The sequence below is a fragment of the Acinetobacter sp. NIPH 817 genome, from assembly GCF_000368405.1.
Classification (GTDB): domain Bacteria; phylum Pseudomonadota; class Gammaproteobacteria; order Pseudomonadales; family Moraxellaceae; genus Acinetobacter.
In genome coordinates this window covers 18,624-41,240 of the sequence record NZ_KB849420.1, presented here as the reverse complement: position 1 = coordinate 41,240, position 22,617 = coordinate 18,624, and the positions used below count along the sequence as shown (strand labels likewise).

Below are 22,617 nucleotides of genomic sequence, written 5' to 3'. Positions count from 1 at the left end.
TTTTTTTATTTCTCTACAACATTATCAAAATAAAGTGGGATCCACTGATATTGCTCAGCGTTTACTTTATAAACATGGCCAATACCTGGGAATGGTAAATGTGGTGCTGCGACCCATTGTTGTTTATTTGAAATTTCAGCGAACATTTTTAAACGGCTATTAATCGCCTGCTCAGAATTCACATCAAAATCCACACCAGTTTTTGGAGCATCAAACTGCAAAGAATGTGAGTGAACAATGTCTCCAACAAAAATGATTTGCTGATCATTACTCTTTAAGCGAAAGCTATGATGCCCAGGTGTATGACCACGCGTATCGATCACTTCAAAACCTTGAATAACATCACCATCTTTAAATGTCTTGAATGCTTTTTTTGCTTGATATGGAGCAAGAGCAGTTTTTACATTTTTAACAGTACCCAAATAATTTTCTTTTTTGTCTGCTGGTACTATCTTTTCAGAAGCAGGATTTAACCAGTAATCAGCTTCGCGTTCATGTGCATAAACGGTTGCATTAGGAAATACGGCTTTCCCATTTTGAGCAATTCCGCATACATGGTCTGGGTGTAAATGTGTGAGCAACACTGTTTTTACATTAGCAAGTTGATAACCTGCCAATTCAATATTTTTTGCAATCGAACCCAATTGTGGGCCAAAACAACTTGCTGCCCCACTATCAACAAGCGTTAAACTCTTACCATCATCTACTAAAAATGCATTGACCGAAGTTTGAATACCCTTCTCATTCACAGCAGCATATTTAGTTAATATTTTAGTTTTCTCAGTCTGATTTAAATTTTTAAACAAGTTAGGATTTAGATAAATCGTGCCATCAAGTAAAGACGTTACACGGTATTTTCCGAATTGATGCTTATAATATCCAGGTACTTGCTGGGTAGGAGTTTGCTCGGCATACGCAGCATGCATGCTACAAAATGCAAGACCCAAAGCTACACATAATTTTTTCATCTCTTCTTCTCTATTCAGTTATAAAGTCAAAATCTTTAAAAAAGATTTAATAATTTTTTAAGGCCCAAATTATATAATGCATGAAATGTGTCAGAAATATAAGTAAATGAATAGCTATTCTCCTTATAAGGGTAAAAGTGGTCTTAAACGCATACTCAATGCAACGGGCTACTCGATTTCCGGATTTAAAGCAGCATATAAAAATGAAGCAGCTTTCCGTCAAATTGTTTTGATTAATCTTATTTTAATTCCAGTTAGTTTTTTTCTTGACGTAACCCGCAGTGAACACGTCTTACTCATTATTGTATGTCTATTTGCAATGATCGTTGAATTGTTCAATTCGGCTATTGAAGCAGTCGTTGACCGAGTTTCTCTTGAAAAACATCAGCTTTCTAAAAATGCAAAAGATATGGGAAGTGCGGCTCAATTTGTTGCACTTTCTATCATTGCCATTACATGGTTGTTCATTTTATTAGGATAAAAAAAAACCATGCTTATAAGTAAATAAGCATGGCTGTAACAAAGAGGAACTTCTAGCTGCTGTTCCTGTTTTTTAATATAAGTTATTGAACTTAACTATTTCTTAAAATCATGTAAAAATAAAAAATCCCTGTATAAACAGGGATTTTTTGGTTAAAGCGTTGATGCGTTATTACATCATTCCTAACATCATCATTACCTTATATGAACTAGTATGAAGTAAAATCTTGAGCTAATGTCACTTAGTATTTTTTATGCTGAATTAGTCTTACATGACATTACCAATTTTTGTGAGTAGCCACCTCAAAAATAGCATTACTCACACTTCATGTTAAAAGATATAAAAATCAAACGATTAAACCAACTGAAAAAGTCTTTCGTATTGAATCAGTACCATTAAATCCAGAATTTCCAACACTTAACTCGTTACAAATTATAATATCGATTATTGGTGTTGTTGTTAGGCACAATAGAGAGGTCAAATATTAAAATGAGCCTAATATGTTTTTATTAAAAAATTTAGGATTTTTTTTATTCCTATTCCTTATTAATTTTAAAGTGAATGCTGTGATTTATAGTGGATATAGAGTGACAGGTAGTCCATCAACCAACAACTCAGCATCTACTCTCTTCATGATAGTTCTGGGAATTGGTGCTTCTTACTTTTACTACAGATCAATTAAAAACTGGATATATCGAAAAAAGGAAGGCGAAAAGCCTGAACGATTGTATGGATTGAGCGATTGGGGAGTAATGTTATTTGTAATGGCTCTCATGGCATTATTTGCTTCAGGTCTGGTCTTTGAAATAGTTGGTGCTTACGGCGGCAGAGAATTGGTCCGAGAGATATGGTACTGGGTTTATTTAGGCTTTTTCTCATTTCTTTTGTTTTTATACAGAACTTAAATATCAATAATATCTAGCCAATTAAAAAAATACTAATCCCTTTATTACCCACTTTAAGTGGGTCTTCTTTAATTAATTTCCCACAAAAATAAGTAAACTAGTATTAAACGTTAAGAACTATTGACTACTTATATTGGTATACCAATATTTCTCTCATCAAGACAACAAAAAAGCACATCAGATTTCACCCAATGTGCTTTGTAAACTTGAAGGCTGAACAGCGAGATGGTGTTGAATATGAATTTACGACTGTACTTGATCTTTCACACGACAACATTACAGTAGCTACTAAAGATCGTTCACAATTATTTTTAGATCCAAGACAACTTGGTGAACATGAAGGTGTTTTATTAAAACATATGATCGAATAAAGGACGGAAGAATTAAACCCCCAACTAAAGATGGACGTAAAAACTTCTGGTTAAATAGTTATGTACTAAGCTGCATTAGAGAAGGTGCGGATGAAAATGAAATTCAGGAACTGAGAGCATGAAATCAGTAAAGAAAAGGTCGCATTAAGCGACCTTTTCTTATGTGGCTAAATCAAATGTGAGTAATACTGTGAGTAATCAATCATTAAATTAATAATTAAACAATATATTACAAACACTTAACTTAAATTTGAGCGGTTTACATCATACCGCCCATACCACCCATACCGCCCATATCTGGAACAGCTGGTTTATCTTCTGGAATGTCAGTAATCATACATTCTGTAGTTAACATTAAACCAGCTACAGAAGCAGCGTGTTCAAGTGCAGAACGAGTTACTTTAGCTGGGTCAAGAATACCCATTTCTAACATATCGCCATATTCGCCAGTTGCAGCGTTATAACCAAAGTTACCTTCACCCGCTTTAACTGCATTAATCACTACAGATGGCTCATCACCAGCATTTGAAACGATTTGACGAAGTGGAGCTTCGATCGCGCGGCGTAAAATATTGATACCCGCTGTTTGATCTTCGTTAGCACCTTTTAGGTTGTCTAATACATTTACAGCACGTACTAGCGCAACACCACCACCAGCAACCACACCTTCTTCAACTGCTGCACGAGTTGCATGAAGTGCGTCGTCTACGCGGTCTTTCTTCTCTTTCATTTCAACTTCAGTTGCCGCACCGATTTTAATTACAGCAACACCGCCTGCTAATTTAGCAACACGTTCTTGTAATTTTTCACGGTCATATTCTGAAGAAGATTCTTCAATTTGAGCACGGATTTGCTGAACACGCTCAGCAATAGCAGCTGCATCACCAGCCCCATCAACAATTACAGTGTTTTCTTTAGAAACAGTGATCTTGTGTGCAGTACCTAAATCTTGAAGAGTTGCTTGTTCTAAAGACATACCAACTTCTTCAGAAATAACAGTTGCGCCAGTCAAGATTGCGATGTCTTGAAGCATTGCTTTACGACGGTCACCGAAACCAGGAGCTTTAACAGCACATACTTTGATAATACCGCGCATGTTATTTACAACAAGTGTAGCAAGCGCTTCGCCTTCAACATCTTCAGCGATGATAAGAAGTGGTTTACCAGTTTTCGCAACTGCTTCTAAAACAGAAATCAATTCACGAATGTTGCCGATTTTCTTGTCAACAAGAAGGATGAACGGGTTTTCAAGCTCAGCCGTTAAAGTATCTTGCTTGTTTGCAAAGTACGGAGAGATATAACCACGGTCAAACTGCATACCTTCTACAACGTCTAATGCGTCTTCGAAGCCAGAACCTTCTTCTACAGTGATTACGCCTTCTTTACCTACTTTTTCCATCGCTTGAGCGATAAGTTTACCAACAGTAGTATCAGAGTTAGCAGAGATAGAACCAACTTGTTCGATCGCTTTAAAATCATCAGCAGGTTTTGCATTTGAACGGATATTTTCAACTACAGTTTTTACTGCGATATCGATACCACGTTTTAAATCCATTGGGTTCATGCCTGCAGTTACAGATTTGATCCCTTCATTTAAAATTGCTTGAGCAAGTACAGTTGCAGTTGTAGTACCGTCACCAGCGATGTCGTTAGTTTTGCTAGAAACTTCACGAACAAGTTGAGCACCCATGTTTTCAAACTTGTCTTTTAAAGAAATTTCTTTAGCAACAGTTACACCGTCTTTAGTGATGTGCGGAGCACCGAAAGAACGGTCAATCACTACGTTACGACCTTTAGGGCCTAAAGTCACTTTAACCGCATCTGCAAGTACGTTTACGCCTGCAATCATTTTTGAGCGAGCTGAATCACCAAATTTTACGTCTTTAGCTGACATATTAAACTCCGAATCTTTTTAAATACTGAATCTGATAATGAATTGAGTTATGGATTGATTAGCCTTCCAACACAGCTAAAATGTCTGACTCTTTCATGATTAAGAGTTCTTCACCACTTACTTTCACTGTTGTACCTGCATAAGTACCAAACAATACTTTGTCACCAACTTTAACATCCAAAGCACGTACGCCATTCTCAGTGATTTGACCATTACCTACTGCAATTACTTCACCTTGAGATGGTTTTTCAGCAGCAGAACCTGGAAGTAAAATACCACCAGCAGTTTTGGTTTCTTCTTCTACGCGACGAATTACAACGCGATCATGTAATGGACGAATGTTGCTCATAATTAACTCCATCAGACTAAGTCTTTTTGATTAATCGTTATTGCTTTAATCCAGAGCAATAACAAAATATTTAGATGTCACTTTTGTGGGGATGAAAAAAAAGGCTTCAAGGGGAAAATGAAAAAAAACTTATCTTTTTCGAATATTTTTTAAACAATCAAATAATTAAACTCATCTAAACCAAATCAATCAGAAGTGAATACAGCCAGCTGTGCATTAAACCAATAATGATTAATTCTTCCTTCATTTGAAATGACATTAAAACTATTTGGAACATGATAATGCAAACGGCTAGATGTGGCTGTTCCTGCATGAATATCATAAATAGGATGATCTATTTCTAATTGATAAATTTGCGTTAAATCATATACAGCTGTTTTATGCAGATGCCCATGTAACATACCAAATAGCCCAGTCGTACTCCATTTTTCTAGAGCCATTTTTCCTAATACTGGGCAATCTTTAATACCCTGCTCATCATCAGGCGGGGTATAAAAAGGCTGATGAAAAACCACTAATTTGATTTTATTCGCTGGTCCTTGCTGTAATCGCTCATACGTAGTTTGAATTTGCTCAATCGAAATATGCCCACGGGTATGATAACGGCGGCGTATGCTGTTTACGCCAACAATATAGAAATGTTCAGTTTCTAAAGTTGGTTCAAGCTGGCCAAAAAAATATTGATAGCGAGTAAATGGTGAGAAAAAACGGTTCCAGACATGATACAACGGAATATCGTGATTACCAGGCACAACAAGATAAGGAATATTAAGACTATCTAAAAACTGACGACAATTATAAAACTGTTGATATCTGGCTCGCTGAGTAATATCTCCACTCACTATAATAACTTCAGGTTTATGTTCGGTACAAAAAAGCCGAATTGCATCTAAACAGGCCTCAATTTCTGTTCCAAAATGCAAATCAGACAGATGTAATAACATTAGGCACCATAATATTTAAAGCATTCTTTTCTACAGTGAAATTTAATGGTGTTTTCATCTCTAATATTTCACCATCTAAAGCTACAGTAAGTTTTGATTTTTTTGCACATTCAACAATGACATGATCAGCACAAAAACTATAAACATCTTTTGTCTCTTCAACCTTTCCCTGAATCCATTGCCAAAGCATATGTAATAAACTAAGCCTATCACTTTTTGTAATAACTACTCCAGCGACTCTCCCCTGTGCAGCACAATCAGCAATTCTTAATTTCATATCACATAGTTGAAGTTGATTATTACCAAAGAAAATTAGAGGGGTTTTGACTGGATATTTTTTTCCATCAACTGTGACGGAAAGTTTCATAGATTTATTTTCTCTTAATAAAACATCTAAAGCTGAGGTATACGCATGTAACGGTAAACGTCCTAAGTATTTATTGTAGAGCTCACGTTTTTTTATAAACAATGGATAAAGGCCTAGGCTCGCATTATTCAAATAAACATGGTCATTAATAGTCGCAATATGTACAGAACGGGGTGTACCTGTAGCAATAACTTCAGCCGCCTCTAACAAATCTAAAGGAATATCTAAAACTTTAGCGACGTAGTTAAAAGTCCCCAAAGGTAAAATTCCCATAGGAATATTGGTATGTCGAAGTTTTGATGCTACTGCATTTAACGTCCCGTCTCCACCCGCTGCCACCACAACGCCTAAATTCGCGTTTTGACTATGCCGATGAATCACTTGATTCATTAAATCATCAAATGAAACATCTTCCGCTAATTCAAAAACTTGTATTTCAAAACCAAATTCGGTGAGTACAGTCATTAATTGTTCATACATATCTTCATGTTTTGAAGCATGAAAACCCGACTTCTGGTTATAGATGATAGAGAGAGGTTTTAAAGTCCGCATTTTTATTATCTTAAAGAGGATTCACCTTGTATTTTGTATAGAAAATCGCCTAATAAAAGTCTCTTTATGTAAATTTCGAATGATGATCATTTGTTTAATCAATAATAATTCTCAAGAAAAATTTAAACATCAAGTTATTGATTTTAAAAAAAATAAATAATATAAATAACACACATACAACATAAAAATGTAAAGAATAAAATACGTCAAAAAACAATAAGCATATGATTTAAATTAAAAAAAATAAAAAATCAAAATATTTATTTCTTATTCTTTAGTCTTATTTTTTTTATGATTTTGTGCTTTAATACAGCCACTTTTTTATTTGATCTTTCATTGTACCTCAATGAATGACTTGTACGTTGTACATATTTTGAATAGGCCTCACCATGACCACAGTGAACGCACCAGAATTCGTTCGTCATCCTAAGCTTATCGCATGGGTTGAAGAAATTGCAAACTTAACCAAACCAGCAAAAATCGAATGGTGTGACGGAAGCGAAGAAGAGTATCAACGTCTAATCGACTTGATGATCGCTAACGGCACCATGCAGAAGTTAAACCAAGAAAAACATCCTGGTTCTTATCTTGCAAATTCTGACCCATCTGACGTTGCGCGTGTTGAAGATCGTACTTACATCTGCTCTCAAAAGAAAGAAGATGCTGGCGCGACAAACAACTGGGAAGAACCAGCTGTTATGCGTGAAAAATTAAATGGTTTGTTTGAAGGATCAATGGAAGGTCGTACAATGTACGTTGTGCCTTTCTCTATGGGTCCACTTGGAAGCCATATTGCTCATATCGGTATCGAGTTAACTGACTCTCCTTACGTTGCTGTTAGCATGCGTAAAATGGCACGTATGGGTAAAGCAGTTTATGACGTATTAGGTACAGACGGCGAATTTATTCCTTGTATTCATACCGTAGGTGCTCCACTTGCTGAAGGGCAAAAAGACGTTGCATGGCCTTGTAACCCTGAAAAATACATCGTTCATTACCCAGAAACTCGTGAAATCTGGTCTTACGGTTCTGGTTATGGCGGTAACGCATTACTTGGTAAAAAATGTTTAGCACTTCGTATCGCTTCTGTTATGGGTCGCGAACAAGGTTGGTTAGCTGAACATATGCTTATTCTTGGTGTGACTAACCCACAAGGTGAAAAACACTATATCGCTGCAGCATTCCCATCTGCATGTGGTAAAACAAATTTCGCAATGTTAATTCCACCAGCAGGCTATGAAGGCTGGAAAATTGAGACTGTAGGTGACGATATTGCTTGGATCAAACCAGGTGAAGACGGTCGTCTATACGCAATCAATCCAGAAGCTGGTTTCTTTGGTGTTGCTCCTGGTACAAATACCAAGACTAACCCTAACTGTATGGCAACTCTTCACAAAGATGTTATCTATACAAACGTTGCGGTAACTAATGACGGTCAAGTATGGTGGGAAGGTCTTTCTAAAGAAATTCCAACTAACTTAACTAACTGGAAAGGTCAACCTCACGTAAATGGTGAAAAGGCTGCTCATCCAAATGCGCGCTTCACTGTTGCTGCTGGTCAATGCCCTTCTATCGATGCTGACTGGGAAAATCCAGCAGGTGTTCCGATTTCTGCATTTATCTTCGGTGGTCGCCGTGCAGATACGGTTCCTTTAGTTTCTGAAGCTTTCGATTGGGTTGATGGCGTTTATAAAGCTGCAACTATGGGTTCTGAAACTACTGCAGCTGCTGTTGGTCAACAAGGTATCGTTCGTCGTGACCCATTCGCGATGCTTCCGTTTGCTGGCTACAACATGGCTGACTACTTCGATCACTGGTTAAGCCTTGGTCAAGAAGTAAGTACAAAAGCTGAAGCTGCTGGTAATAAATTACCAAAAATCTTCAATGTAAACTGGTTCCGTCGTGATGCTGAAGGCAACTTCGTATGGCCTGGTTTCGGTCAAAACATGCGTGTTCTTGAGTGGATCATTGACCGTTGTGAAGGTCGTGCAAACGCTATTGAAACACCAATTGGCCTTGTTCCAACTTACGATGACTTGAATTGGGAAGGTACTGAATTCTCTAAAGAAGAATTTGACCTTATCACAGCTCAAGATAAAGATCAGTGGGTTACTGAAATTGAAAGCCACACTGAGTTATTCAATAAACTTGGTGAGCGCTTACCAAAAGCATTAAAAGAACGTCAAGCAGCTTTACTTGAAGCTGTAAAAACTGGCTTCTAATTGCTAAATATAAAAAAGGTCGCCTTGTGCGGCCTTTTTTATTATGCGGCATCATCTTTTTGTCGACGTCCAGCCAAATAACTTTCCAAATTTTTTACTTGTTTTTCATCAAATGCCAAACCCAACTTAGTTCTACGCCACAATATATCTTCTGCCGTATTTGCCCATTCATATTCACATAAATACTGAACTTCAGATTCAAATAAACCGTGACCAAAATCTTGCCCTAACTGCTCAAGAGCTTTTCGCTCATGCAAAATATCCCAAACCCTAGAACCATAGGCATTTGCCCAACGAGTAGCAAGCTGCTCGGTTACCCCTTCAACTTGGTTTTGAATCTTTATAACTAAATCTTCAAGTGTGGTCCAATTCTCCGCCCCAGGTAATACTTCATTTGCAGTCCACTCCTCTGCCATATTACTAAAAAACGGGGATAGATCTTCTAAAGCAGCCTCTGCCAGTTTCCGATAAGTCGTGATCTTGCCACCAAATACAGATAACAAAGGTGCTTTTTTATATTCAGCCTGTAGTGCCAGAGTATAGTCACGTGTAACTGCAGACGGATTATCTGACTCATCATCACATAAAGCTCGGACTCCAGAAAACTGACTGACGATATCTGTACGGGTCAGCTGCTTTTTAAAATGTGAATTTGTGACTGTCAAAAGGTAATCTATTTCTACATCGGTAATCTCTACCTTTTGTGGATCACCTATATATTCTTGATCTGTCGTACCTATTAATGTGTATTGTTCTAAATAAGGAATGGCAAACACGATGCGTCGATCTTCATTTTGCATGATAAAAGCTTTATGACAATTATAGAGTTTAGGCACAACAATATGACTTCCTTGTATAAGCCGAATTTGATATGGCGATTTTAATTGTAGGTTTTTACTAATAATTTCTTCGACCCAAGGACCTGCTGCATTCACTAAGGCTTTTGCTCGTATTTGATAAGACTCAGCCCCGCTTTGTAGTTCCAAATGCCACAGTTCTTGTTGTCTATAAGCCTTAACACAACTTGTCCGTGTTACAACTTTGGCACTCTTCTCTTTAGCTTGTAGCGCATTTAGCACAACAAGACGTGCATCATCTACAGTACAGTCCGAATATTCAAAGCCACGCGTTATAGCTGGTTTTAGGGGACTATCTTCTTTGAAATAAATAAGATTTGAGCCTAATAATTTTTCTCGTTTTCCTAAATGATCATAAAAAAATAGGCCTGCCCGAATTAACCACGCAGGACGCAAATGTGGTCGATGAGGCATAATAAAACGCATTGGTTTAATAATATGCGGAGCTTTAGCCAACAAGACTTCACGCTCTGCCAACGCTTCTCTAACCAATCGAAATTCTTTATGTTCTAAATAGCGTAAACCGCCGTGAATTAATTTACTGCTCGCAGATGAGGTATGACTAGCTAAATCATCTTTTTCACATAAAAATACTGATAAGCCACGGCCTGCCGCATCATTAGCAATACCGACGCCATTAATACCGCCACCAATCACGGCAATGTCATATATTTTTGAATAATCATTAGGCTGTACTATCATTTCTCATTTTCTTTTTATTGTTGATCTTATAAAAATTAAAACATCAAATTGATAAAACAACAATCAAAAAAGTAGAATAATCAATTTTAAATAACCAAGTATTTACCGTTAATTGATTACCCTACTATTGAATTTAACCAGTTAAAGAACAGATCAATCCTCAGCCCAACTTTGACTACGCTTCACTGCCTTCAACCAACCTTTATAAATGACTTCAGATTGCTCAGAAGACATTTTGGGTTCAAATACTTTTTCTATCGTAGACTTATTCCTTAACTCATGAAGATCCTGCCAGAAACCCGTTGCCAATCCTGCAAGAAAAGCTGCACCCAAAGCAGTAGTTTCTTTCATTATTGGGCGTTCTACTGGGGTCGCTAAAATATCGGCTTGAAATTGCATCAAGAAATTATTTTCCGTTACCCCACCATCGACTCTAAGTGTGCGAAGCTCTTCTTCTGCGTCTTGCTGCATGGCATCAAGTACGTCTCTTGTCTGGTAGGCAATTGATTCTAAAGTCGCACGAATAATATGTTCTATACTGGCTCCACGAGTAAGCCCAAAGATTGCTCCACGTGCTGTCGGATCCCAATAGGGAGCACCTAAACCTGTAAAAGCAGGTACAACATATACACCATTGCTGTCTTTTACACGTGTTGCATAAAGCTCAGAGTCTTTAGCGTTCTTAATCACTTTTAACTCATCACGTAACCACTGTACGCAAGAGCCACCATTAAACACGGCGCCCTCTAAAGCATAGTTCACTTCACCATTTGCGCCACATGCAATCGTCGTCAGCAAGCCATGCTCTGAACGAACAATCTTTTTACCCGTGTTCATGAGTAGAAAACAGCCTGTGCCATAAGTGTTTTTTGCTTGTCCGGGTTCTACACACATTTGCCCGAAAAGTGCAGCTTGTTGATCCCCAGCTATACCAGCAATCGGAATCCCCACTTCTTGCCCACTAATGGTATGTGTGTATCCATAAACCTCAGATGAACTACGGACTTCGGGTAACATTGCTCTAGGAATATCTAAAGCTTGTAAAAGTTTTTCATCCCATTCGAGCTTTTCGATATTAAAAAGCATGGTTCGCGAAGCATTGGTAAAATCAGTGACATGGACTGCGCCATTAGTTAATTTCCAGATTAGCCATGTGTCTACCGTACCAAATAATAACTCTCCTCGCCCTGCTCGTTCACGGCTACCCTCTACATGGTCCAAAATCCATTTTATTTTGGTGGCAGAAAAATACGGATCAATAACCAACCCTGTTGTTTTACGAACATATTCTTGCCAACCAGCTTTATGCAATTGATTACATATTTCAGTTGTCTGTCGGCTTTGCCAAACAATTGCATTGTGAATAGGTTTTCCTGTTTTCTTATCCCATACAATTGTGGTTTCCCGCTGGTTTGTAATGCCAATTGCTGCAACTTGTTCGCTCTTGATCCCAGCTTGAGCTAGAGCTTCTACCCAAACAGCACTTTGTGTGGCCCAAATTTCCATAGGATCATGCTCAACCCAACCTGGTTGCGGATAAATCTGAGTAAATTCTTTTTGAGCAATACTTACAACGTTAGCATCATGATCTAAAACAATTGCTCTTGAGCTTGTTGTTCCCTGATCAAAAGCAACAATATATTTTTTCGGGCAATTTGACATCTGAATGTCCCTTTCATTATCCACACACATCTAGTCCACAATGCCAAGACATCATGCCTAACTGTATTTATTTAAAATTTTCTTTGGAATATATCATTATTTTTAAGAGATATAGATTTTCTCAGTCCAAACATTACGCATTCTTTAACACTTTTTACTATTTGGAAAAAATAGTATGCCAAAGATTGGAGGAAGATTATAAAAATGAGCTGATCGGCCAATTTAAAATCACATGAATATTCAACTTATTCCTTTGCTTAAATAATAAACATTGTTTTACAGACATAAAAAAAATAAAGTGAAATACTCCTCTAGATAATATGTAAAAACGAAATAAAACTTCTCTTTTTTAGCATTCAACCCAAGCGAAACATGGAGCGACTCATGGTTGATCAACCTTCTACCGCAACAACTCCGCATTCTAATTTAGATACAAAAACCCGGCTAAAATCAATTTTGGGCGGTTCCGCGGGTAACCTTGTCGAATGGTACGACTGGTACGTATATGCCGCATTTACGCTCTATTTTGCTCATGCATTTTTCCCAAAAGGAAGCCAAACAGCTCAACTTCTTCAAGCAGCTGCAATTTTTGCTGTAGGTTTTTTAATGCGTCCTATCGGTGCATGGATTATGGGAATCTATTCAGACCGCAAAGGACGTAAAGCAGGTCTCACACTTTCCGTTACTTTGATGTGCGTAGGCTCACTTCTGATTGCTGTGACGCCAAGTTATGAAAGTATTGGTGTATTTGCACCTCTTTTATTAGTTGTCGCTCGTTTAATTCAAGGCTTAAGCGTAGGTGGTGAATATGGTGCCAGTGCCACTTATTTAAGCGAAATGGCCGAAAAAAATCGACGTGGTTTTTTCTCAAGCTTTCAATATGTCACCTTAATTGCAGGGCAACTAACAGCTCTATGTGTTCTTTTAATATTACAAATAATATTAACCGAACAACAGTTACATGATTGGGGATGGCGTGTTCCATTCTTTATTGGTGCTTTACTTGCCATTGTTGTATTCCGTATTCGTCGTGGCTTATTAGAAACACAATCTTTTAAAAATGCTCAAGCTGAAAAAGACCAACCACAATCAGGCATGTTTGCTTTATTCAAACATTACCCTAAAGAAGCTTTTACCGTATTATTTTTAACAGCTGGTGGAACTTTAGCTTTTTACACCTATACTACTTACCTACAAAAATATTTAGTAAATACGTCCGGATTTACTAAACCCGAAGCCACTCAAATTACCACGTTAGCGCTATTTATTTTCATGTGCTTACAACCTGTAGCGGGTGCTTTGTCAGACCGAATCGGACGTAAACCCCTTATGATTGCCTTTGGTGTAACTGGGGTTTTATTTACTTATATTTTATTTAATACCCTTGCAACCACACATAACTATTGGACTGCGTTCTGGTTATGCTTGGCAGGTCTAGTAATGGTAACGGGTTATACTTCAATTAATGCTGTTGTTAAAGCTGAGCTCTTTCCTGCGCATATTCGAGCTTTAGGGGTAGCTTTACCCTACGCGATTGCCAATACATTATTTGGCGGTACGGCAGAGTTCTTTGCTTTAAGTTTTAAAGAAGCCGGACATGAATCTTGGTACTTTATTTATGTGAGTATTATGATCTTCATTTCACTTATTATTTATATTTTTATGAAAGATACCAAGCATCATTCAAAAATTAAAGAACATTAATATTTTACTAACAAGAGCTAATATCGCTAGCCAAAGTTAGCTTAAATCGTGCGATTAAGCCCCAACAATCACTGTGTTTTATGAGATACTAGAGATAAGAATATAAGGATGATACTGATGAATAGAAGTATTTTATGTTTGGCATTAAGCAGTATGTTTATTTTAACCGCTTGTCAGACCACCCCTCGACAATATAATGGCTCAACTGGCTATCAAATTGAAAATCAAACAAAAACTTCCGCAACTTTAGCTTACACATTGGCTAGCCGCCCTAATCAGCAGTTAGATGAACGTAAATTGCAACGTGCTTGTCAAAATGTATTAGGCGCTCAAAAAGTTTATAAATTGTCAGTTCTAAGCATTAATGAGATTTCAAACCCAGCCCAACAAGAAAATTATGGTGTGCAATTGGGTCAAACTCGCGCCTCATTTGGTTTATCGAATACGCCAAGTTTAAACAATGGCGAAGACTATGCGACTCGCCAAGCACTTGAAGCACGCCCAAGTACATTAAAAGTAGTTCGCTATACTTGCTCATAATATGAATTAAGACGCTGTTCTTTTACAGCGTCTTATAAAAACTTACATTTCTAAATTCTTTAGCTTCATCAAGATCTGGCCATGTCGATGCACTTCTTTCATCAATTTTTTGATATTTTGGATGACTAAAGTTTTTAACACGGCTATCTGCGACCCAAACCTCTGGCGCAAATTTCAAAAATTCATCTAAAAAGAAACGGTTGCACTGGTCATACAACACATCAGCAGCCAATAAAACATCAATTTGCTCTGCTTTATATAAATCGTCCAGATATTCCAGTTCCACATCATTCAACAAAGCATTTTCACGACAGGCCGCAAGACTAACTTGATCAATATCACAACAAATTACTCTTTTAGCACCAGCCATTTTAGCTGCAATTGCGACTACGCCCGAACCGGCTCCGAAATCCAAAACAACTTTATCTTTAACATGATGTGGCTCTGCAAGTAACCACTGCGCCATTGCTAAACCAGATGCCCAGCAAAAAATCCAATATGGCGTGTCATTCCAGATTCGGCGAATAACCTCATCATCTAAGCGATCGGTTGGGAAAACGGGTGGAATCAACCACAAGGAAATAGGTGTTTCTGGTAACTGCTGTACCATCAACTCACAATGAGGAATGACTTCATGCAAGGCTTGAAGTAAATGTTCAGGGGCTTTGGTAAATTGAAAGGTGCAGCTCATCAGATTTCTTTTAATTCATTTTTATAACAAGCATAACAGAGTCATTCCATTATGATTTGAATTTTTAGAATAACCTTCGGTTAGACCTACTTTTCTTTCGGAAAAAGTAGGCAAAACCATTGTCATCCGCAAAACTCGACAAATACTATCTAGAATCGAAAGCATCGCAGAAACATTAAATTTTTAATGTATTTCTGCCTCAAACAATTGCGGATGACGGTTACGCGTATCAAATAACAGCCTAGCGTTAATTAAATTAACCTAAAGCTTTTTCAGCAGCTTCTACAGTTTGACGAATCAAAGTTGTAATTGTCATTGGACCTACACCACCTGGTACTGGCGTGTAAGCAGAAGCAATTTCTTCGATACCTTGAAGCTGGATATCGCCTACACCACCGCCATCACGTGGATGGAAACCAGCATCAACAACTACTGCACCTTGTTTAATCCAGTCTTTTTGGATGAGTTCAGCTTTACCTACAGCACCAACAATAATGTCAGCTTGTTTCACAAGCTCAGGTAAGTTTTGTGTGCGTGAATGGCAAATCGTTACTGTTGCATTCGCTTGCAATAGCATCATTGCCATTGGTTTACCTAAAATTGCTGAACGACCAACCACAACCGCATGTTTGCCAGCAATTTCGATATTGTTTTCTTTTAAAATTGTCATAATGCCCGCAGGAGTTGCTGAACCATATGCAGCTTCGCCCATAGCCATACGGCCAAAACCAAGACAAGTTACACCATCAACATCTTTAGCTAATGAGATTGCATCGAAACATGCGCGCTCATCAATTTGTGCAGGAACTGGATGTTGTAGAAGAATACCGTGAACATCTGGATTAGCATTAAGCTTTTCGATTTCAGCTAATAATTGTTCTGTTGTCGTTTCTTGTGATAACTCAATTTTTAAAGAATCCATGCCTACTCGACGGCAAGCATTTCCTTTCATGCGTACATAAGTTGCAGATGCGCCATCATCCCCAACCAAAATAGTCGCTAAAATTGGGGTACGACCTGTTTTAGCTTTTAAAGCTTCAACACGTACTGACAAATTTTCTTCAATTTGCTTTGCTAATGCACGACCGTCTAAAACCAATGCCACAGCACATCTCCAAGGTAGACATGAATTTAATGTGCCAATAATACATGATTATTTGGACAAATTTATTCTAGATGTTGCTTTTATGTTCACCTTATCTCAAAACAGTATTGTTTTTTTTCTAAAGGTTGCTAATATGTGCATCACCAAATGTAGGCGGGGTGGCAGAGTGGTCATGCAGCGGACTGCAACTCCGTGGACGCCGGTTCGATTCCGACCTCCGCCTCCAAATTTGGTAAAGCCCGGGTGGTGAAATAGGTAGACACAGGGGATTTAAAATCCCCCGCCCACAAAGCGTGCCGGTTCGAGTCCGGCCCCGGGCACCATTTTCTAGTATAGAAATTGGTGCAATAAAAAATCCAGCGTAAGCTGGTTTTTTTATGCCTAAAAAAAGGATACTTATTAGTACCCCTTTCCCCCATATATTTAAGCAGTTTTTTGCTTATCTTGTTCAGGCGTTAAATTCGCATCTAACACTAATTGATAGTGTCGACTTGAATCTACTTTATATTCTGCATTTTTAATTGAATCTACAAAAATCCAATCCGATTGCACTTGCGTATCATCGAGCGTAACCACCAAATAACCGCGTTGATTTAAATTACAATACGTCAATTCATCGATAAGCGTAGTAAAGGCAAATTCGAAATTTTGCAACTGAGCCAAAGGAATACTTAAATATTTTTCAAGACCCGGTGAAGAAACCGAACTTGTCGCCAGTTCAACACCGACATATTTCCCTTTTTGGCTATACAAGTAAGATGTCCATGCATTATGGGTATCGCCAGCCAAAACAATAATTTTCTTATTAAATTCTGCCAATTTATCATACACAAACTCACGCTCAGCATAGTACCCATCCCAAGCATCGAGATTATATGGAACTAAAGTTGTGACTCGCGCTTTTTCTTGAATAGTTAAAGTTGGATCACCCTGCTCTAATCGCAATTTCAATGTGACTAATTCTGTAATTTGCGCATTCATTTTAGCCAACGCATCTGGCGAAGTTCCACCTGAAGTAATTTGCCCCAGAGAGGCCAACAACTCAGCAGGAATCCACATTTTACTCATTAAGACTTGCTGACCAATCACATTCCAGGTTGCTGTAGATTGCTTTAATTTATCAACCAACCAATCTCTTTGCGTATACCCCATTAAAGTACGCTTTGAATCTGTTAAATCGGCCTGAAATTTTTGTGCATCTAAACCAGAAGCTGTCATGTAATCTTTGTATTCAAGCGGTTTATCTCGCGCAATAATGCGTGTATCTAACATCGTTAGCTCAACCAGTGATCCAAAATTAAACTGACGATAAATATTGAGATGATCTGTATTAGAAACAGGGCGAATTGGCATCCATTCGAAATAAGCCTGTAGAGCAGCTAACTTACGATCAGAAAAAAGCCCTTCATTATCTTGATGGTTTTCCGCACCATCGCGCCAAGTATCATTTGCTAACTCGTGATCATCCCAAATCACAATAAAAGGATGATGCTGATGAGCTGCCTGTAAGTCTTTATCTTGACGATACAGCGCATAACGCTTGCGGTAATCATCTAATTTAATAATTTCTTTATTATTATCTGATGGCAAAGTACGGCCCAGTTTTGCAGCATCTTCCGTTGCATAGCCATCAGCCCCATATTCATAAATGTAATCTCCTAAATGAATAACTACATCCACATTCTGTTTTGCTATTTCACGATAAACGTAAAAGTAACCCGCAGGATAGTTAGAACAAGAACATACTGCAAAGCTGACCTTATTGGTACTTACAGGCAAAGTTTTAGTTTGACCAACAGGTGAAGTTTTATTACCAAAATGGAAACGATAATAATAAATGGTATCCGCCTGTAGTCCTGTTGCATCTACTTTCACGGTAAAATCATCTGTCTTAGTCGTTTGAACCACACCAGTCTTTAAATTCAGCTTAAACTGGTCATCGGTAGCAATTTCCCAAGTGACCTTAAGGCGCGCACTAAGATCTACCGGTGTTAAACGCGTCCATAAAATTACTTTATCCTGCAATGGGTCGCCACTTGCAACGCCATGCAAAAAACCTGCTTGTGCCTCCGAACTTTCTTCATCGGAACCATCATTACAACCCGTAAAAGCTACCGGCAAAGATAGCGCCCCAAAACCGAACAGACTTTTTTGAATTAATTCTCGGCGTGAAATTTTCTCTGACATAAAATTACCTAAGTTTTAAGCAATGAGTGCCTTAAACTTAAGTAGATAAGATGAACAAGTGATCTCAGTTTAATGAATAAATCATGACATAAATTGGTTAATTTATATAAATACTAACAAGAACTGATTGAAAATAAAGCAAACTCTCTGATTTTCTCTTGCCAATCGCTTACTTGTCCTCTATTATTGCGCACATGCCCGGGTGGTGAAATAGGTAGACACAGGGGATTTAAAATCCCCCGCCCACAAAGCGTGCCGGTTCGAGTCCGGCCCCGGGCACCATTTTCAAATATTGAATTTGGTGCTACAAAGAATCCAGCGTAAGCTGGTTTTTTTTATATCTAATGAAAATGAATTTTATGATAAGAATATTATTACTTCCATTTAGCATCCTTCTCTTAACAAACGTTTATGCTACAGATCTTTTCTCAGGCACCATTTCTTTCAAAGATAACCACTGGTATTTTTCACGTTGCTCTATTACCAAAGACGATTATTTAATTAAAGCACCCGAACAGATCATAGATAAATTTAAAGAATTGGAACAAAAACGAGAAAATTATTGGGTCAGTTTATTAGCAGATGCAAATTATCAAGAGAATGGTGTTTTAGTTTTAAAAATTAAAAAAATAGATGAAATTCATTTAAAAGCATCTTGTCATTTATTAGATGCTTTTGAAGGTATTGAGAATCGAGAGTAATCACCACTCTCGATTCATCACCAGCTCTTCCATTTCAAGGTCTAAATATCCTGCATCCTGTGCCACCATCATCATTGCTTCAGCAATATAGTCAGCAGCACTATCATCCAAGGAAGAATCTAGATCTTCGAAATGAGGTTTCATTTCATTGATTTCAATTACAGTTTGATGAGCATATCGATAAATATCCTGATCAGCTAAAGCAGGCTTCTGAACTTTTTTGGCAAATTGTTCAATTAACTGCTTGAGTTCAGCGACTAAAATATCTGGATAATACTCATCATCAAACATTGGGAGAAGTAAGTCTTCGAACATACAAAAGTTTACACAGCAGCAGAAACCTGCCGCTTATAACATATTTTCAAAATAATAACGACAATTTTCCCTGACTCAATCATCTACCCCATGAAATTAATCAATCACGGCCTGATTATAAAAGCCTATTTTTTAAGCTTGTGTCATCGCTTTCCAAACAAGAATTGCATCATGCATGGCTTTTACATCATGTGCACGAACAATTGATGCTCCTTGCTGAATACTAAGCAAATGCCCCGTAACGCTTCCTACTGCGCGCTCATCTGCAGCTACGCCGTGTAAAGCTTCACCAATAAAACGTTTACGAGAAAGGCCAGATAAAATTGGATAACCCATTTCACTAAGCTTCCAGAATTCATTTAACAGTCTTAAATTTTGCTGCGCATTTTTTGCAAAACCAAACCCAGGATCAATAATAATATTCTGTTTTTTTACACCCGCAGTTAAAGCCTCTTCAACACGCTGCTGAAGCTCTTGCATCACGTCCAGTGTCACATTCGCATATTGATCTAGCTGATTCATTGTGGTTGGCTCACCACGCATATGCATGATCACCACAGGAATATCCAACTCTACTGCCGTTTTTAAAGCATTTGGTCGAGTAAGCGCACGTACATCATTCCAAATATGAGCACCTGCTTCTTTTGCTGCACGGATAACATCTGGCTGACTTGTATCAATTGATAAAATCACATCATGTTTAGATAAAGCTGCAACTACAGGCACAACTCTGCGAATTTCTTCTTCTACACTCACCTCAGATGCACCCGGCCGAGTAGATTCACCGCCAATATCTATAATGGTAGCACCCTGCTCTATCATAACTAGCGCATGTGCAATAGCTTGGTGCACTTGATTATGTTTTCCACCATCACTAAAAGAATCTGGGGTGACATTTAAAATACCCATAACATGAGGCTGTGATAAATCCAACTGAAGCTGCCCACATTGTAGAATTTGCTGAGGTAAAGGCATTAACTGCATGACAAGCTCCAATTTAATATTCGGCAACATTTTAACAAGACTCTGATCAATATACTGCTGATTTCTTTTCGCCTTTGTCTGAAAATACATGCCTAAAAAAAGAGCCACATGACTGTGGCTCTTTTGCTTAACTAATTTTTAGTTCATTGCTGGTAATGGTGGTGGTGTAGATGGACCATCTTTTGGTGGTTCAAATGCAGCCACTGGATTTTCAGCAACATACACCTTAGGTGGTTGTGGCTCACGACCTTCCATAATGTCACGAATTTGATCACGATCAATGGTTTCCCATTCCATCAAAGCTTTTACCATTGCATGTGCAATATCTTTATTACCTTCTAAGATATTACGTGCAACTTTATATTGCTCATCAAGAATACGGCGTACTTCTTCATCAACTAACTGTTGAGTTGCTTCAGAAATCGTACGACTTCCTACATTTCCAAAGAACCCATTCTGGTTTTCATCTTCGTAAACCATTACGCCCATTTTGTCAGACATACCGTACTTAGTAACCATTGCTCGCGCCATTTTAGTAGCTCGCTCAAAGTCATTTGAAGCACCAGTAGATTGCTGTTGGATAAACACTTCCTCAGCAATACGACCACCAAACAAAATCGCAATCTCATTTAGCATCTTGTCTTTATAATGGCTAATCTGGTCTTGTTCAGGTAACTGCCAAGTTACACCCAAAGCCCAACCACGTGGCATGATCGTTACTTTATGAACTGGATCTGTACCAGGCAAAATCTCTGCAACAATTGCATGACCAGCTTCATGATAAGCAGTTGCACGACGCTCTTCTTCACGTAGAACCATCGACTTACGCTCTGGACCCATGTAGATTTTGTCTTTTGCATCTTCAAAGTCATGCATGTCGACCGTATTCTTATTACGGCGTGCAGCAAATAATGCAGCTTCATTAACAAGGTTAGCCAACTGTGCACCAGAGAAACCTGGCGTACCACGTGCTAACACTTTCATGTCTACACCTGTAACTGAAGGTAATTTTTTCAAATGTACATTCAGAATTTGCTCACGACCACGAATATCAGGTAAACCAACCATTACTTGACGGTCAAAACGACCTGGACGTAATAATGCTTTATCAAGCACATCAACACGGTTAGTTGCAGCAATAACGATTACGCCTTCATTACCTTCAAAACCATCCATTTCCACAAGCATCTGGTTTAAGGTTTGTTCACGTTCATCATGACCACCACCTGTACCCGAACCACGGTGACGACCAACTGCATCAATCTCATCAATAAAGATGATACATGGCGCGTGACGCTTCGCTTGCTCAAACATATCACGGACACGGGACGCACCCACACCCACGAACATTTCTACAAAGTCAGAACCTGAAATGCTGAAGAAAGGAACCTTCGCTTCACCAGCAATTGCTTTAGCTAATAATGTTTTACCAGTACCCGGAGGACCAACCATAAGTACGCCACGAGGAATAGTCGCGCCCAAACGTTTGAATTTTGCAGGGTCTTTTAAGAAATCAACAATTTCAACAACTTCTTGTTTTGCTTCATCACAGCCGGCGACGTCAGAAAAATTGACTTTGATCTGGTCTTCAGAAAGCATTTTTGCCTTCGATTTACCAAAACTCATCGGTCCATTCTTTCCGCCTGCACCACCACCCATGTTACGCATAAAGAACATGAATAACAAAATGATTAACAGTACAGGGAAACTAGCAATGAGAAGTTGCATCAAAATGCCTTGACGTTGTGGAGCTGTTCCCTCAACAACAACATTTTGTTTATTTAAGCTTGGCATAAGCTCAGTGTCTTCAACTTGCGGACGAACAGTTTCAAACTGTGATCCGTTAGTTTTTTCACCATTAATATTTAAACCGTCAATTGTGACTTGCTTAATTTGGCCACTATTCACCGCTGCAACGAAATCTGAATATTTCATCGCAGTAGGCTTGTTGCGGTCACTGATATTACTGAAAATTAAAATCAGAACACCAAGTATTATTAGCCACAATACGGCATTCTTGAAGTAATCGCTCAAAGCTTTATTCCCATATCGATCTAATTTGATCATGCCCAATCTTGGCCGATCGTCATAAAAGCAGCAACTGTATTGCTTGCGG

At 38.3% G+C, this 22,617-nt stretch carries 19 protein-coding genes, 3 tRNA genes and 2 pseudogenes; 11 read left to right on the top strand and 13 right to left on the bottom strand.

What is annotated here, in order from left to right:
• Positions 1-5 precede the first annotated feature (5 nt).
• On the bottom strand, positions 6-968 hold the full coding sequence (locus tag F968_RS03795; RefSeq protein ID WP_004790499.1) for an MBL fold metallo-hydrolase: 963 nt from the start codon (positions 966-968) through the stop codon (positions 6-8).
• Between the two features lie 106 nt (positions 969-1,074).
• On the opposite strand from F968_RS03795, the gene F968_RS03790 reads away from it, so the two are divergent.
• The 4 genes and pseudogenes from F968_RS03790 to F968_RS03780 all read left to right on the top strand — a co-directional run.
• Positions 1,075-1,449 (top strand): diacylglycerol kinase, encoded by a 375-nt coding sequence (locus F968_RS03790; protein WP_004790498.1) that lies wholly within the window; start codon positions 1,075-1,077, stop codon positions 1,447-1,449.
• 380 nt (positions 1,450-1,829) lie between these two features.
• A pseudogene (locus F968_RS20520) lies at positions 1,830-1,937 on the top strand (LexA family transcriptional repressor); the annotation flags it as partial.
• 12 nt (positions 1,938-1,949) lie between these two features.
• Positions 1,950-2,354 (top strand): putative four-helix membrane protein, encoded by a 405-nt coding sequence (locus tag F968_RS03785; protein ID WP_004790495.1) that lies wholly within the window; start codon positions 1,950-1,952, stop codon positions 2,352-2,354.
• 200 nt (positions 2,355-2,554) lie between these two features.
• A pseudogene (locus F968_RS03780) lies at positions 2,555-2,719 on the top strand (AAA family ATPase); the annotation flags it as partial.
• Between the two features lie 265 nt (positions 2,720-2,984).
• Here F968_RS03780 and groL read toward each other — a convergent pair.
• From groL to F968_RS03760, 4 genes are all read right to left on the bottom strand, one after another.
• A complete protein-coding gene (gene groL, locus F968_RS03775) occupies positions 2,985-4,619 on the bottom strand; it encodes a chaperonin GroEL (protein WP_004790490.1) in 1,635 nt (544 codons plus the stop codon).
• 58 nt (positions 4,620-4,677) lie between these two features.
• A complete protein-coding gene (locus tag F968_RS03770) occupies positions 4,678-4,968 on the bottom strand; it encodes a co-chaperone GroES (protein WP_002120604.1) in 291 nt (96 codons plus the stop codon).
• A gap of 185 nt (positions 4,969-5,153) precedes the next feature.
• Positions 5,154-5,912, bottom strand: coding sequence for a metallophosphoesterase family protein (locus F968_RS03765; protein ID WP_004790488.1), 759 nt, complete (start codon positions 5,910-5,912; stop codon positions 5,154-5,156).
• Positions 5,893-6,831 (bottom strand): diacylglycerol/lipid kinase family protein, encoded by a 939-nt coding sequence (locus F968_RS03760; protein ID WP_004790487.1) that lies wholly within the window; start codon positions 6,829-6,831, stop codon positions 5,893-5,895. Before F968_RS03760 ends, F968_RS03765 begins: the two co-directional genes overlap by 20 nt.
• 389 nt (positions 6,832-7,220) lie before the next feature.
• Between F968_RS03760 and F968_RS03755 the strand changes: the two genes are divergently transcribed.
• Positions 7,221-9,053 (top strand): phosphoenolpyruvate carboxykinase (GTP), encoded by a 1,833-nt coding sequence (locus tag F968_RS03755; protein WP_004790485.1) that lies wholly within the window; start codon positions 7,221-7,223, stop codon positions 9,051-9,053.
• A gap of 41 nt (positions 9,054-9,094) precedes the next feature.
• Here F968_RS03755 and glpD read toward each other — a convergent pair whose 3' ends face one another.
• Both glpD and glpK read right to left on the bottom strand, forming a co-directional pair.
• Complete coding sequence (gene glpD / locus F968_RS03750; protein ID WP_004790483.1) at positions 9,095-10,612, bottom strand: glycerol-3-phosphate dehydrogenase; 1,518 nt, start codon at positions 10,610-10,612, stop codon at positions 9,095-9,097.
• 153 nt (positions 10,613-10,765) lie between these two features.
• Positions 10,766-12,274 (bottom strand): glycerol kinase GlpK, encoded by a 1,509-nt coding sequence (gene glpK, locus F968_RS03745; protein ID WP_004790482.1) that lies wholly within the window; start codon positions 12,272-12,274, stop codon positions 10,766-10,768.
• A 372-nt stretch (positions 12,275-12,646) separates the two neighbouring features.
• On the opposite strand from glpK, the gene F968_RS03740 reads away from it, so the two are divergent.
• Together F968_RS03740 and F968_RS03735 are read left to right on the top strand one after the other, a co-directional pair.
• Entirely contained in the window at positions 12,647-13,978 is a 1,332-nt protein-coding gene (locus tag F968_RS03740) for an MFS transporter (protein WP_081399475.1), read from the top strand.
• Between the two features lie 117 nt (positions 13,979-14,095).
• Positions 14,096-14,518 (top strand): hypothetical protein, encoded by a 423-nt coding sequence (locus tag F968_RS03735; RefSeq protein ID WP_004790479.1) that lies wholly within the window; start codon positions 14,096-14,098, stop codon positions 14,516-14,518.
• Positions 14,519-14,540: 22 nt separating this feature from the next.
• Here F968_RS03735 and F968_RS03730 read toward each other — a convergent pair whose 3' ends face one another.
• Positions 14,541-15,209, bottom strand: coding sequence for a class I SAM-dependent methyltransferase (locus F968_RS03730; protein WP_004790476.1), 669 nt, complete (start codon positions 15,207-15,209; stop codon positions 14,541-14,543).
• A 256-nt stretch (positions 15,210-15,465) separates the two neighbouring features.
• Positions 15,466-16,314 carry a bifunctional methylenetetrahydrofolate dehydrogenase/methenyltetrahydrofolate cyclohydrolase FolD gene (folD, locus tag F968_RS03725; protein ID WP_003650084.1) on the bottom strand — a complete coding sequence of 283 codons (849 nt, stop codon included), beginning with the start codon at positions 16,312-16,314 and terminating at the stop codon, positions 15,466-15,468.
• Positions 16,315-16,466: 152 nt separating this feature from the next.
• Between folD and F968_RS03720 the strand changes: the two genes are divergently transcribed.
• Positions 16,467-16,540 (top strand) — tRNA-Cys (locus F968_RS03720).
• A gap of 11 nt (positions 16,541-16,551) precedes the next feature.
• Positions 16,552-16,637, top strand: a tRNA-Leu gene (locus F968_RS03715).
• Positions 16,638-16,737: 100 nt separating this feature from the next.
• Here the strand turns inward: F968_RS03715 and F968_RS03710 are convergent.
• A complete protein-coding gene (locus tag F968_RS03710; protein WP_004790475.1) occupies positions 16,738-18,501 on the bottom strand; it encodes an alkaline phosphatase D family protein in 1,764 nt (587 codons plus the stop codon).
• A 196-nt stretch (positions 18,502-18,697) separates the two neighbouring features.
• Here F968_RS03710 and F968_RS03705 point away from each other — a divergent pair.
• Both F968_RS03705 and F968_RS03700 read left to right on the top strand, forming a co-directional pair.
• Positions 18,698-18,783: transfer RNA gene (locus F968_RS03705), tRNA-Leu, on the top strand.
• A gap of 77 nt (positions 18,784-18,860) precedes the next feature.
• Positions 18,861-19,202 carry a hypothetical protein gene (locus F968_RS03700; RefSeq protein ID WP_004790473.1) on the top strand — a complete coding sequence of 114 codons (342 nt, stop codon included), beginning with the start codon at positions 18,861-18,863 and terminating at the stop codon, positions 19,200-19,202.
• On the opposite strand, the gene F968_RS03695 is transcribed toward F968_RS03700, so the two are convergent.
• The 3 genes from F968_RS03695 to ftsH all read right to left on the bottom strand — a co-directional run bounded on the left by F968_RS03695 (position 19,203) and on the right by ftsH (position 22,535).
• The gene (locus F968_RS03695; RefSeq protein WP_004790471.1) at positions 19,203-19,517 is read right to left on the bottom strand and encodes a DUF5713 family protein; all 315 of its coding nucleotides are present in this window, start codon (positions 19,515-19,517) and stop codon (positions 19,203-19,205) included.
• Positions 19,518-19,649: 132 nt separating this feature from the next.
• Positions 19,650-20,501, bottom strand: a complete 852-nt coding sequence (gene folP, locus F968_RS03690; RefSeq protein WP_004790468.1) for a dihydropteroate synthase — start codon at positions 20,499-20,501, stop codon at positions 19,650-19,652.
• A 138-nt stretch (positions 20,502-20,639) separates the two neighbouring features.
• A complete protein-coding gene (gene ftsH / locus F968_RS03685) occupies positions 20,640-22,535 on the bottom strand; it encodes an ATP-dependent zinc metalloprotease FtsH (protein ID WP_034591375.1) in 1,896 nt (631 codons plus the stop codon).
• Between the last annotated feature and the right edge of the window lie 82 nt (positions 22,536-22,617).